We start from the raw sequence: 14095 nt of genomic DNA, 5'->3' as shown, positions 1-14095 counted from the left end.
AAATAGGCATTTTATTTAAAACTTTGCAGACTGCCTGGTTTTAGGTAAAAATTTTAATATAAATTCCATAATATCGACGCATTTCGGGCGTTTAAGCGGAATTTACAGGTGTCAATCAGGCCTCTTTTTCTTGATTACTCTGAATGTAAAGCACTGAAATAGCACCCAGAATCATGAAAATCCCCGCCAGTACAATCGCATAAATCGCCTTCCCGTCGTAGAATTTATCGACAATCATCCCTCCAAAAAAGCCATTTATGATTTGAGGCATCGTAATGAAGAAGTTGAAAATCCCCATGTATACACCCATTTTACGTGCTGGAATAGAGCTGGATAATATCGCATAAGGCATAGAAAGGATACTTCCCCAGGCCAGTCCTACCCCGATCATCGAATAGATCAGGTGTTGCGGATCCGTAATAAAATAAATAGACAATAAGCCGAGTCCACCCGCCGTTAAGGAGAACGCATGGGCGATTTTCCTGCTCGTCGCCCTGGCAATAGCTGGTAGCAATAGTGCATAAATCGCGGAAACACCATTATAAATCCCGAAAAGAATCCCCACCCAGTTTCCGGCATCGGCAAACTGTACAGAAGAAGTATCTCCCGGAGCTACCTTATATATATGTTGTGCAATTGCCGGAGTGGTAAAGACCCACATGGAAAAAAGGGCAAACCAGGAAAAAAACTGTACCAAACCCAGCTGTCTCATCGTTAAAGGCATTTTAGAGAAGTCGCTGAAGATAGACATGATACCCTTTGTTTCTTCTTCCGCAGCACCGTCATGGTAACGTTCCATTTCTTCCGGTGGATATTCTTTGGTGGTGATGACCGTCCATAAAATGGTACCTACCAATACCGCAGCACCCACATAAAAGGAATAAATCACATTTAGCGGTACATGTCCGGGCGCCGCCACTTTGGATACACCTATGTATTCGGAAAGAATATAAGGTAACCAGGAACCGGTAATCGCCCCGGCACCAATCAGGAAAGTCTGCATGGAAAAGCCGAAGCTTCTCTGGCTTTCTGGTAGCTTATCCCCAACCAGGGCACGAAAAGGCTCCATCGCCACATTAATGGAAGCATCCATGATCATCAGCATCCCCGCACCAATAATAATGGGCGGCAAAAGACTGGCCATGGCCGCAGAGTTTGGCATTAAAATCAAGGCTATGGCCGTTAATATGGCACCAATCAGGAAATAAGGCCTTCTCCTGCCAAACCTGTTCCAGGTCTTGTCACTATAGTAACCGATGATGGGCTGTACAATCATCCCTGTTAAAGGTGCTGCTAACCAAAAAAGCGACAAATGCTCCACATCTGCACCATAAGTTTGCAGGATTCTGGAAGCATTTCCATTTTGTAATGCAAATCCAAACTGAATCCCGAAAAAGCCGGCACTCATGTTAAAGATCTCCAGGGACGACAATCTTGGTTTACTAAGCGTGATTTTCTTTTCCATCAGGTATTAATAGTTAAAATTCAATAATTTGAGCAGTCCCGGGTAGCACTTTTAAATATAGTGATTGCGGGGTGTTTTCTACTTTTAGCTTAGACAATAAATCTATGCTTACTTTGATTTTACGGTTTTTCAAAATACCTGCCGGCATTTCCAGATTTCTTTCCAGTGTTTTAGTCCTGTCGAAGTTGGCCAGGATCAGCAGACGCTGCCCTTCCGTATACCTCACAAAGGCATACATCCGGGATTCTCCAAGCGGAATTTCCAGAATCTCCCCTTTAGTAATCGCCTCAGAATTGGCAGCAAGCTGCATCAGTTCCTTATAAAAAGTCCGGAGTTCCTGTTGCTTAGAATCTAGTAAAGCTCCGTCAAAAGCACCATTGTTCATCCATTTCTGATGTTCAGGGACACCCTGGTAGTCAAAAATGGTAGTCCTGTTGTCCTCTTTTCCGAAACCTTCCATTCCTTTTCCTGGCTCCCCAACTTCCTGTCCGAAGTATAACATCACCGGACCACCGGATAAGGTGGCGGAAATTACCATTGCAGGTAATGCATACAGGGCATCGCCGGCAAAACCTGCTGATGCAATCCGTTCTTCATCATGATTTTCCAGAAAGCTCAGCATACGATCTCCAAATCCGGCAGTTTGTACCTGCCATACTTTCGAAATATCCTGTACATTCGCCTCCGGCTCATTCCTGATCAGCTTTTTTAAGCCATCATATAAACCCACTTTATCATACAGGTAGTCGAAATGACCTTTAGTCAGGTACGTCTGATAAACTGCTGGATTATATGCTTCACCGATAAAAATCAATCCGGGGTGTGCTTTTTTCAGTTCCGGAATTACCCATGCCCAAAATGCGACAGGCACCATTTCTGCCATATCACAACGAAAACCATCCACACCTTTTGCGGCCCAATAATTTAGAATATCCCTCATCTTGAGCCATACCCCTGGTGTAGGATTAAAATACTGCTGCTCACCATTTGCATAATCCAGACCATAGTTCAGTTTAACTGTTTCATACCAATCGTCTTTCGAAGGGCTTGCAGAAAACACGTTATTCCCTGTTGCTTTGGCTGGACTTTCTTTAAATTTCTGGTCTTCCAAAGCCGTTAAGGCGTTTACTACTTCGCTCTTTGGCGGAACGACAAAGTCTTTTCCGGGGATATAATAGTAATCATTAGCCGGACTAAAGCTTTTCATAAGGTCATCATCCGCACCGAAATCCTTTATGCCGTTCGGCTTTGCCAAAGACTGGTAATGACGCGCCACATGGTTAGGTACAAAATCAATGATGACCTTCATTCCTTTCTCCTGTGTTCTTCCAATTAAGGCTTCAAACTCTGCCATCCGGTTTTTCACATCAACCGCCAGGTCAGGATCTACATCATAGTAATCCCTGATCGCATACGGAGATCCCGCGCGGCCTTTAACCACATCGGCATCATCGGCAGGAATGCCAAAAGCACTGTAATCCGTCAGGCTGGCATGGGCAATAACACCGGTATACCAGACATGGCTTATCCCTAATTCTTTAATTCCATCCAGAGCCTTGTTGCTGATATCGGCAAACTTACCGACACCATTCTGTTGAATGGTGCCATAAGGGATGTTCTGACTTTGTTTATTCCCAAATAACCGGGGCAACAATTGATAAATAACAGGTTTACGCTGAGCCAAACTTTGACTTGAAAATCCGACAAATGTGCATCCCGTTAAAATGATGCTGAGGAAAATCCGGTTTGTACCGATTAACATTTGCTTCATACCAGCGAACCTTTGTAAGCAATTGTTTTTTCTCCCGGAGGAACCGTATACAGCTGTTCAAAGACCTTCAATGCTAAAGTCTCCGAAGAATTGTTCTTGATGATCAGTTCCGATTCATTGATCTGAATCTTCAACTGCAGTCCCCTAAAGCCAATGGTAAAGGAGAAAGCAGACCAGTTTTTCGGTAGGAAAGGCTGGAAAGATAGCTTTCCGTCACGCACACGCATTCCGGCGAAACCTTCTACCACACTCATCCAGGTACCAGCCATCGAAGTGATGTGTAATCCATCCTCCGTATCATTGTTATAATCGTCCAGATCCAGACGGGCAGTGCGCAGGTAAAATTCATACGCTTTTTCCTCGTCATTTAGCTTTGCAGCAAGGATGCTGTGGACACATGGTGACAGCGAACTTTCATGAACTGTCCTGCTTTCATAGAAGTTAAAGTTCCGTTTTAAGGTTTCCAGGTCGTATTCCTCTTCAAAGAAATACATCCCTTGTAATACATCGGCTTGTTTAATATAACAAGAACGTAAAATCCGGTCCCAGCTCCATTTCTGATTCAATGGACGTTGATCCGCAGGTAAATCTTTAACCAGGATCTGCTCTTTATCCATGTACCCATCCTGTTGCAGGAATACGTTTTCACCTTCATGGTAAGGATAGTACATCTGGCTAGCTACCGAATCCCAGTCTTTAAACTCCGTTAATTCCTTAAGCTTTGTCTTTTCAACAATTTTCAAATATTGTTCCGGAGCCTGTGCTTTTACTTTCTCCGCAGCTTCCATCGCATAGGTTAAACACCAGGCCGCTAATTTATTTGTGTACCAATTGTTATTGATGTTGTTTTCATATTCATTCGGTCCGGTTACGCCAAGCATCACGAACTTGTTTTTCTCCGCACTCCAGTTTACCCTCTGTTTCCAGAACCGGGCAATGCCGATCAGCACTTCCAGTCCGTATTCTGCCAGGTGACTTTCGTCGCCGGTATAGCGTACATAGTTGAAAATCGCAAAGGCGATGGCTCCGTTTCTATGGATCTCCTCGAAAGTAATCTCCCATTCATTATGGCATTCTTCACCATTCATGGTTACCATCGGATATAAAGCAGCACCATCATTGAAGCCTAATTTAACGGCATTTTCGATGGCTCTATCCAGATGTTTATAGCGGTAAACCAATAAGTTTTTCGCTACCTCCTGAGGGGCTACCGACAGATAAAAAGGAATGCAATACGCTTCGGTATCCCAATAGGTAGAACCTCCGTATTTTTCTCCTGTGAAACCTTTAGGTCCTATGTTTAAACGGGCATCTTTACCGGTATAAGTCTGGTTGAGCTGGAAAATATTGAACCGGATGGCCTGCTGAGCAGCCACATCACCTTCAATCACGATGTCTCCTTCTTCCCATTTCTTAGCCCAGGCAACTGCCTGTTCCTGTTTCAATTGATCAAAACCTTTTTCCGCAGCCTTCAAAATTGTTTCTTTTGCAGCGCTTAGTAAAGCTTGCTTATCGTAATTCTGCGAAGATAAATTGGCTACGATCTTATAAAGATCCATCACCTCATTTTGAGCCAGGGCAAACGAAGTCTGCTGACCCAGATATTTTTCTTTTGCTAGCGGATTTAATTCTTGCTTAGTCTCATTTTTGAAAATGCTGCTTCGGCTCACCGTACATACATCAAATTCCGTTTTCTTGGTTCTAAGCACCAGGTAATCGGTATTTGCTTCCTGTAGTTGTGCTACCTCTTCCCAGAATTTTTCATCATAATTCGAGTCCTGGTTTTTCACATCTCCATCAATAAACGAAGTGATGCTGAGCTGTCCGGAGAAATTCAGGGCTTCCAGGCGGTAATGTAAAGCAGCCACCTCATCATCTACGATGCTGCAAAAACGGATAGACTCCACCTTTACCATTTTACCACTTTTCAATCTGGCAGTAAAGCGGCGACTCAATGTTCCCTCTTTCATATTCAGCACCCGTTTAAAATCGGTTACTGCTGCTGTATTCAGGTCTAATGTTTCTCCATCGATCTGAATATGAATACCTATCCAGTTTGTTGCATTCAATACTTTGGCAAAATATTCAGGATAACCATTCTTCCACCAGCCTACACGGGTTTTATCCGGGTAGTATACGCCGGCCACATAGTTTCCTTGCAAAGTTTCTCCGGTATAATCCTCTTCAAAATTGGCGCGTTGCCCCATTCTGCCGTTACCAATACTGAATAAACTCTCCGATATTTTATTTAAATGAGGATCAAAACCTTCCTCAATGATGTTCCATTCGTCTGCTTTTATATAATTTTTCATGGTATATGCTGCGATGTTATTCCGGTGGTTGATGTAACCGGAATACGTTATGTTTTATTATTCATCCAGACTCGTCTTTGAGACGACCCTGTTATTTTATTCAATCGACCCTGTTCTTTTATCCGGTACTGTTGAGCGGGGTTTCCCCCATCCGGACTTAACGCGTTCTTAAGGCTTCAATCTCGCTGATGGTAATTTCCGAAAGGTCATTGATTACCACCTGTGCCCCTGGTAAATTCTCCGCTTTTCCGATTCCTACTACCATCATATCTGCGGCTATTGCGGCTTGCACACCCGCTAAAGCATCTTCAAACACCACACTGTTTTCTTTTTCGGCCCCTAACAATTCCGCAGCTTTTAAAAACACTTCCGGATCTGGTTTAGAGGTACTCACTGAATTCCCATCTACGATGGCATCGAAGAAATGGGCCAGTTCTGTACGTTCCAGAATCAGCGAAGAATTCTTACTGGCAGAGCCGAGGGCAATCTTAATTCCCTTTGCTTGCAAAGCCGTTAGCAGATCCAATGCACCAGGTAACACCTCAGCTACCGTCATTTTCTGGATCATGGCTACATATTGTTCATTCTTTGCAGCTGCCAGTACGTCTTTTTCTGCGGAGGATTTCTCGATCCCGCCCCATTGCAGGATCATATCTAAGGAGCGCATTCTGTTTACGCCTTTCAATTGTTCGTTTTGTGCTTCTGTAAAATCAAAGCCTAAGGAATTTGCCAGCTGTTTCCAGGCCTTGTAATGGTAAACAGCGGTATCTACCAATACACCGTCCAGGTCGAAAATACAAGCGATAGGTTCTGTAGTATGTTGCATCTAATATTAATTTAATTCTAACACCAAAGTGGTCTTTGCAGGCACAGCGATGGTTTTTAAGGAGTTTATCTTTTCTTTAGTGATCACATTTGTGGCGGAAACCGACTGGCCGATCCGTTCTTCAAACCTGGAAGTTTCCAGGCTTTTGGCCTGATCATCACCATTAACGATGACCATCACGGTTTTTCCCCCTTCCGGCAGGTACCTGAAATAAGTATAGATGCCATTTTCCGGCACATACTGCATCATTTTACCGGTTTGTAAAGCCGGACTATTTTTCCTGTAATTGGCCAGCGTGCGGACAAAGTTCCAGGCTTCATTTTCTTGCGGGCTACGTCCGGCAGCGATAAACTTGTCTGTCTGATCTCCCGGCCAGCCACCAGGGAAATCGGAGCGTACCAAACCATCAGGATCAGAATAATTCTTCATCAGAATCTCTGTACCATAATACATTTGTGGGATACCTCTCAGGGTCAGCAATAAAACCATCCCTGATTTATACTTGTCGAAATCTTCTTTTACCATAGAATAGAACCTGCTCATGTCATGGTTGTCCATAAAAATCACATTATGGTCGGCATTCTGGTATAGGAAATCCTGTGCGATGGTGGTATACAACCTGAATATCCCATCTGTCCAGCCTGATTTCCCGTTCAAAGCTTCATAAATTGCATTTTTAAGCACGGCATCAGTCACACCTGGCAATTCCGTATCAAAACCTCTGCTTACGGTGTTTCCACCGGTAAAAAAGGCCTGTGCAGCTGCTGAATTGACTAATGTTTCTCCAAAAACTGAAAGCGTTGGAAACTCTGCTTTTATCTTGATCGCCCAGTCTCTCATGTAGTCCGGGTCGTTATAAGGGTAAGTGTCTAACCTTAGTCCGTCGATACCTGCATCTTCTATCCACCAGATGTGGTTTTGCGTCAGGTAATTCTGTACATAAGGATTTCTTTGGTTGAGGTCAGGCATACTTGGTACAAACCAGCCGTCCAGCATTTTCTTTTGATCTGCTTTTGAAGCATGAGGGTCCATTACCGGCTCATCGCGGTAACTTGTCTGTGTATACACCGGCCATTGGTTAACCCAGTCTTTCATTGGCATATCTTTATAGAACCAATGTCCGGTACCAATGTGGTTGTGTACAATATCTTTCACTACTTTCATTCCTTTCTCATGTACCTGATCTACAAAAGACTTGTACAATTCCAGGTTTCCATAGCGTGGATCTATTTTATAATGATCCGTTGCGGCATAGCCATGATAAGAAGCGTTGGCCATATCATTTTCAATCTCCGGAGTCATCCAGATGGCGGTAACGCCTAAATCTTTCAGGTAATCCAGTTTATTAATCAATCCCTGTAAATCTCCTCCATGGCGGAAATACATAGAATCTCTGTTTAATTTAGTCTCCTGCATTCCTTTGACCACATCATTTTTCGGATCGCCATTAGAAAAACGGTCAGGCATCAACAGGTAAATCAAATCCTTGCTGCTGACCCCTTGTATGCGGTCTGCTTTGGTAGATTTGTTCTTTAACTCATAGGTATATTGCAATAACTTCTTTCCTCCCTTTGTGAATACGATCGGGAATTTTCCCGCGGCAGCGGATTCAGAAATTTCAAGATCCAGGAAGAGGTAATTGGGATTTTCGACTTTATTAACCGACACCAGCTTTACGCCAGGGTAATTCAATGTTACACCCAGCCCGGCGATACGATCCCCATGAACCAACAATTGAAGCTTAGGGTTTTTCATACCTACCCACCAGTACATTGGTTCTATGCGCTCTGGTTTTTGGGCAAAAGCAGTTGTAGATATACTCAGGAGGAGTAAAAGGATGATTTTTTTCATAAGCAAAAGAGTAAGGATGCGGATTTAAAAAAAAACAGGTAGTCTGGCGGGTTAGAAGAACCTGCCGGACTACCTGTTCGGGTATTAATTTTTAACGAGTGTATATTTTAAGTTGGGAATATCAAAGGTAACAGTGTAGTTTCCTGCTTCGGAAACTGGAATATTACCTCCATTAAATACAAGATTACCACCAGTTCCACCATAATTAGAACCATAATCATGATTCTTTCTGAATTTTAACTCTCCTGCTAACAGACTTACCGTTACTTTCCAGGTGTTTTTCCCGTCATTAATAAATTTCATATCAATGTCACTACCCCAGCCTAGTGGCGTAGCGCTACCAGTCATAGACCATAAATCTGCTTCTACAATAGAAAATGTTTTAGTATTCAGATCTACATTAATTAATTGAGGACCGGCTTTTGGTGCCGCCAGATTACCCGCGCTTCCGTCAGTACTTAGTGCTCCCGCAAGGACTCCATAAGAAAGATCCCAGCTCTTTTTAGGGGTAATTTTAAACTCAAACTGACCTGCAGGAAAGCTAATAATCCCCGAGTATTTACCATCACTATCCGGAGAAACCAGACTATCGGCTGTTGCCGGAGCCCATCCCTGATAAGCGCCCGGAGCATAAATCCAGGTAGCGGCAAAATAAGGCGTTGCTTTCAGTGTCAGCACATTCGAATAAGTGATTGCATTTGGTGCCGGAGCAGATTTCAACCGGACTTCAATTTCTGCAGGAACCTCAGCTTTAAATCCAAAGCCAAGTAAGATGGCATTGATCTCGCTCACTTTTGGTGCATAGCTGCTGCTAGTCACCACAACTTCCGTAGGATTAGAAAAATCTTTACCTTTTCTATCTATCTGAATGGTGGTCGTCACCGGGATAATCACCCCGGTAATTACAGGAGCAGGAAATGTAATGGTTACCGCCGTACTTGTTGCCGTGGCTAAAGATAAGTTCAGCGTACTGCTGCTCGCGGTTAGCGTACCTGCCGGACTCACATTTGCAACCAGGTCTTTTCCATCCTTTTTACAGGACCATAAACCTATGGCCACTAAAACAAAGGAAATATATTTTATGATATTTGATTTCATCTTAATTTCTTTCTTAGGGTTAATAACCAGCATTTTGAATCAGATTCCTATTGGCAATCAGGTCGGCCAGAGGCAATGGATAGATGTTACGCGTTGCCGCTACTCCAACACCAGATTTCACACCACCTTTATAAGGCCATACATATCCGCCTTCAGTAAACTTTTTATAGCGTACTAAATCTGTACGACGGAAACCTTCCCAGTACAATTCTCTGCCACGCTCATCCAGGAAGAAATCAACATTTATAGTGGATACATTTCCTGAAGTATTACCGTAAGCGCGCTGACGTAAATCATTCACATACGTTAGTGCTTGTCCCACAGAACCTCCGGAACCACCACGTGCTACTGCTTCACCATAGATCAGGTATTGCTCTCCTAAGCGGAATAGCGCAAAGTCCAGTGAACTGAATTTTCCTTCAATAGAAGGTGCAGGTACTCCTTTGGAATCCACATTTCTAAACTTCGTTACCCTCAAACCATCGGTAAAAGTATTCACGTCATCATTTTCCAGTTTAACACCAAAAAACAAGGCTCTTTTATCGGTAGCACCAGTATAATCAGTAAATAATTTAGGCAGGTTAATGCGGCTGCGGTTACCACCCCAACCACCGGTTGGCACACCAAAGTCGGCAGGTTTCATATCTCCGTTAATTGCAGCATTGATCAGGTAAGTAGTTCCACCATCATTTTGAGTATGTAAACCATCATAATTAATCGTCAGAATGTTTTCCTTACTGGTGGTACGGTTGTCTGTCAGGAACAGATTTTTATAAACCGGCGACAAGGCGTAACCGCCCTTGATCACTTTACTTGAATACGTAATCGCGTCTGTATATCTTGCTGTACCGGTATAAACTTCTGCATTCAGGTATAATCTGGCTAATAACGACCAGTTTGCACCTTTATCTGCGCGGCCATAATCATTGGCCATTGGTTCCGCCAATTCGCCTTCAATTGCTTTCAACTCAGACTCCACATATTTGAACAGGTCTGCTCTTTGAATTTGTTTAGGAGCAACTTTTCCGATCAGGTCATTTTCTGTCACGAATGGAGGGTTTCCATAACCGTCCAGCAATACCCAGTATTGGAAAGCACGCAGGAAGCGGGCTTCCGCACGGTAACGTTGAACATCTGCAGCATCCTGACCGGCGATACCGCGAGCGGCTAATTTTTCCGGCGTACTTTCTCTCAGGAAGTCATTACACACGGTAATCTGATAAATACTTCTGGAGTACAGGCCTCTGATAAAAATATTTTCAGAAGTCCAGGTCATCTTATCCAATTCAGGAATACCATCATCGTTCCATCCGCAGATGGCTTCATCAGTTGGCAATTCCTGAGACATCCAGAATAGCCTCAGGAAATCTGTAAAGCCGGGATTTAATCCGCCAATATCACTTTCCCCCGTCGCACCACTTGGGTGTGTTAAGGCATAACTGGAGTATAATTTTACCAGTTGGTTTTTATAACCCGTTGGTGTGGCATAAGCCTGATCCGCTACTAAATCGTTAGTAGGTCGTAAGTTCAAGTCTTCTTTTTTACATGAGCTAATAAAAACCAGTAAAATGCTTGATATGGTGAATATTCTAAATAAGTTTCTCATCCTGATAAAAATTAAAAGCCAACATTTAAGCCCAACGTATAAGTTCTAGGCCTTGGGTATAAGTTATAATCGATACCTGAAGTGATTTCCGGATCCAGTCCTTTATACTTCGTCCATACAAACACATTCTGCACGTTTGCCGAAATGCGAATTGTAGTATTTCCATTTCTAGAGATTTTGCCTAAATCATATGCTAGTCCTGCATTGTCCATTTTCAGGAAGGAAGCATTTTTCATGTAGTAATCACTTAGGTATTCGTTATTCGTGAAATTGGTTTTGTAAACATCAACATTGGCATTATTGATCAGTCCACTCGGACTTAAGATATTGCTTCTCACTCCAAAATTTGAAGACACATTATCGTACACGTAATTACCAATATTGGCTCTCATCACTGTGCTTAAGGTCCATTTCTTATAGCTGAAAGCACTGTTAAAGCCAAATGTGAATTTCGGATCAGGAGAATGAAAGAAGTATTTATCATCAGCATTCACAACACCATTACCATCAAGGTCGGCATAGACGCCCTGTAAAGGCATTCCGCTTTCATCATAAATCTGTTTTTTTACAAAGAAAGATCCCGGAGCCTGTCCAATTGCATTGTATTTGATGTTGTTTCCTGTACCACCGGTAATTCCACCAGCATCGATCTTGAAATTAGGATCCGAATCAAGCGTAAGGTTCGTTACCTCTCTTTTATTATAGGCCATATTCATCCCAATTTCCCAGCTGGTATTTTCAGTTTTAATTGCTAAAACATTGATGCTGGCTTCCAGACCACGAACATCCATATTACCCACATTGGTTAGTAAACGGTTGTTGTAATTTGTTCCTGAAGGAATGTCTATTGTAGATAAAAGGTCTTTAGTTTTCTTGTAATACACATCTACGCTACCATAAACTCTATTTTTAAACAAGCCATAGTCTAAACCTACGTTATAAGAAGAAGTGGTTTCCCATTTCAGATCAGGCTCATAGGCTGCCGGTGTATAGTAATCATAAAGGGTATCACCAATCTGGTATTGCCCCTGATTCGTATTTCTGAAATATTTGGCCATGTAGTTATAGTTACCAATACCGTCTTTATTTCCGGTCTGGCCATAACTCAATCTAAGTTTCATATCAGAGAACACTTTACTCTCTTTCATAAAATCTTCCCCGATTACTCTCCAGGTAAAACCTACAGAAGGGAAATATCCCCAACGGTGATCTTCTCCGAATCTCGAAGAACCATCAGAACGCATGGTGGCTGAAAGAATGTAGTTATCCGCGTAAGTATAGATCAAACGACCATAGAAAGATTCCAGTTTCTCTCTTTCCACATTAAAAGGAACAACCGGTACTCTGGTAACTGAGGTACCATCAGCTCTATATTCCGAAAAATTGTAGCTGGTGCTTTTATTGTCATAATAACCATAACCAGCCGTTACATCTATCCTGCTTTTCAGGCTGGCGATGTCTTTGGCGTAGTTCAGGTAAAACTCTGCTATTTTATTATTTTGAGTGTCTTGTGAACGGCCTTGAAAACCTTGAGTCGAGGCATTTTGTGCTGCATAAGCAGGTACAAAAACTCTACCGTATCCTTTGGAAACATCATATCCAAGGTTTAAGTTGGCATGTAATTCCGGAAGAAAGTGGAAGGAATAGTCAAATCTTGCATTACCGAAACTTCTTTCTGTCTTTCCGGTATTGTTGCGTAGTTCTGCTAAAGCAACCGGGTTACGTGGTGCATTCGGGTTAGGTACACCGCCTTTGATCCATTCGAAATAATTACCAAACTGATTATCGGCATGTACTGGTTGTGTAGGGTCAAACTGAATTGCTGAGGCTCTGGCAGCCTCATTCGCAAACCTTGCTTCTGATAATGATCCTTTTAAACTCAGGTCAATTTTCAAATGATCGGTAAATAACCTCGGTGCAATGCTGAAAGTACCGGTTGCGCGTTCAAACTTATCCGTGATTAACAAACCTTGTTTGTCCAGATAACCCGCAGAAACACGGTAAGGTACATTTTTGAAGATACCACCAATACTCAGGGTATTGTCTGTAGAAAAGGCATTTTTATAGATTTCATCCTGCCAGTCTGTATTGGCATTCCCCAATAAAGCTTTGTAGGTATGGTCAGGATTGTCGTCATAGCTCTTATTTCCATACTGATTTACATAAGCACGAATCTGATCTGCCGACAATACATCGACTGTTTTAGCGATGGTTTCAAAAGAGTTGTTGGTATTAAAATTAATCACAGGTTCAGCAGAGCTTCCTTTTTTGGTAGTGATTAAGATTACCCCGTTAGAAGCTCTGGAACCATAGATAGCCGTTGCATTCGCATCTTTCAGGATAGTGAAGGTCTCAATGTCATTTGGATTGATCAGGGAAAGCGGACTTGGCGCATTGTTCACACTGTTTCCACTAAAAGGAACCCCGTCAATCACCACTAGTGGATCATTACTGGCATTCAGCGAAGCGCCACCACGAATACGGATGGTACTTCCTCCGCCCGGCTGACCGCCATTGGAGATTACATTTACCCCGGCTACTTTACCCTGGATCAGCTGATCTGGTGAAGTAATGGCACCTTTCTGGAAATCTTTAGCGCTCACCGTAGCGATGGAGCCTGTCAGGTCTTTCTTTTGTTGGGTACCATAACCGATCACGACCACCTCATTCAGGTTCTGCGCATCTGGTTTCAGTGATAAGTTTAAAACGGTGTTACCGGAGATCGTTACATTTTGTGTTACGGCGGTATAGCCGATGTAACTTGCGATAACGGTAACGGCACCATTAGACAATCCGCTTAAGCGATACTTTCCGCCTGCGTCTGTGGTGGTACTCTTATTGATACTTTTGATCTGGATAGATGCTCCGGGAAGTGGCAATCCGGTCTCATCTAAAACTGTTCCAGTTAGTGAACTGGTTTGTGCCTGGGCTGTCAATGTTGCGAGAACAATGAACAGCAATAAAAAAGGCTTCAGCAGGTAAAATACTTTCATATTTATAGCTCGTTTTTAGGGTAAATATTTGGTTAGTGTTCGGTGCTTATAATGCTCATGGTAAATAAGCGAAGCGTACCTGATAAATCAAAATATTATATGTTATTTTTTTTTAACACCATATTTTATACTTTAAAAATCAAAAAACAGGATGCTAAATTTGTTTTTGTGTT

The 14095-nt window shown here is 42.7% G+C and carries 8 protein-coding genes; all 8 read right to left on the bottom strand.

The features are described 5' to 3' along the window. Nucleotides 1-115 precede the first annotated feature (115 nt). Entirely contained in the window at nt 116-1465 is a 1350-nt protein-coding gene (locus OQX61_RS05430; RefSeq protein ID WP_265840656.1) for an MFS transporter, read from the bottom strand. 13 nt (nt 1466-1478) lie between these two features. After that, nucleotides 1479-3236, bottom strand: a complete 1758-nt coding sequence (locus tag OQX61_RS05425; RefSeq protein WP_265840655.1) for an alpha-amylase family protein — start codon at nt 3234-3236, stop codon at nt 1479-1481. Next, the gene (locus OQX61_RS05420; RefSeq protein WP_265840654.1) at nt 3233-5548 is read right to left on the bottom strand and encodes a glycoside hydrolase family 65 protein; all 2316 of its coding nucleotides are present in this window, start codon (nt 5546-5548) and stop codon (nt 3233-3235) included. Before OQX61_RS05420 ends, OQX61_RS05425 begins: the two co-directional genes overlap by 4 nt. A gap of 157 nt (nt 5549-5705) precedes the next feature. Next, entirely contained in the window at nt 5706-6374 is a 669-nt protein-coding gene (gene pgmB / locus OQX61_RS05415) for a beta-phosphoglucomutase (RefSeq protein WP_265840653.1), read from the bottom strand. 6 nt (nt 6375-6380) lie between these two features. After that, nucleotides 6381-8225, bottom strand: coding sequence for a glycoside hydrolase family 13 protein (locus OQX61_RS05410; RefSeq protein WP_265840652.1), 1845 nt, complete (start codon nt 8223-8225; stop codon nt 6381-6383). An 84-nt stretch (nt 8226-8309) separates the two neighbouring features. Then, nucleotides 8310-9323, bottom strand: coding sequence for a SusE domain-containing protein (locus OQX61_RS05405; protein WP_265840651.1), 1014 nt, complete (start codon nt 9321-9323; stop codon nt 8310-8312). A 19-nt stretch (nt 9324-9342) separates the two neighbouring features. Further along, a complete protein-coding gene (locus OQX61_RS05400; protein WP_265840650.1) occupies nt 9343-10854 on the bottom strand; it encodes a RagB/SusD family nutrient uptake outer membrane protein in 1512 nt (503 codons plus the stop codon). Nucleotides 10855-10940: 86 nt separating this feature from the next. Further along, on the bottom strand, nt 10941-13922 hold the full coding sequence (locus tag OQX61_RS05395; protein ID WP_265840649.1) for a TonB-dependent receptor: 2982 nt from the start codon (nt 13920-13922) through the stop codon (nt 10941-10943). Between the last annotated feature and the right edge of the window lie 173 nt (nt 13923-14095).

Source organism: Pedobacter sp. PLR (assembly GCF_026239675.1).
GTDB lineage: Bacteria > Bacteroidota > Bacteroidia > Sphingobacteriales > Sphingobacteriaceae > Pedobacter.
This window is presented reverse-complemented; position numbering and strand designations above follow the sequence as displayed.

Excerpts from the sequence above, each read along its gene's own strand:
- OQX61_RS05430 (WP_265840656.1), bottom strand. The coding sequence starts at position 1,465 with ATGGAAAAGAAAATCACGCTTAGTAAACCAAGATTGTCGTCCCTGGAG.
- OQX61_RS05425 (WP_265840655.1), bottom strand. The coding sequence starts at position 3,236 with ATGAAGCAAATGTTAATCGGTACAAACCGGATTTTCCTCAGCATCATT.
- OQX61_RS05420 (WP_265840654.1), bottom strand. The coding sequence starts at position 5,548 with ATGAAAAATTATATAAAAGCAGACGAATGGAACATCATTGAGGAAGGT.
- pgmB (WP_265840653.1), bottom strand. The coding sequence starts at position 6,374 with ATGCAACATACTACAGAACCTATCGCTTGTATTTTCGACCTGGACGGT.
- OQX61_RS05410 (WP_265840652.1), bottom strand. The coding sequence starts at position 8,225 with ATGAAAAAAATCATCCTTTTACTCCTCCTGAGTATATCTACAACTGCT.
- OQX61_RS05405 (WP_265840651.1), bottom strand. The coding sequence starts at position 9,323 with ATGAAATCAAATATCATAAAATATATTTCCTTTGTTTTAGTGGCCATA.
- OQX61_RS05395 (WP_265840649.1), bottom strand. The coding sequence starts at position 13,922 with ATGAAAGTATTTTACCTGCTGAAGCCTTTTTTATTGCTGTTCATTGTT.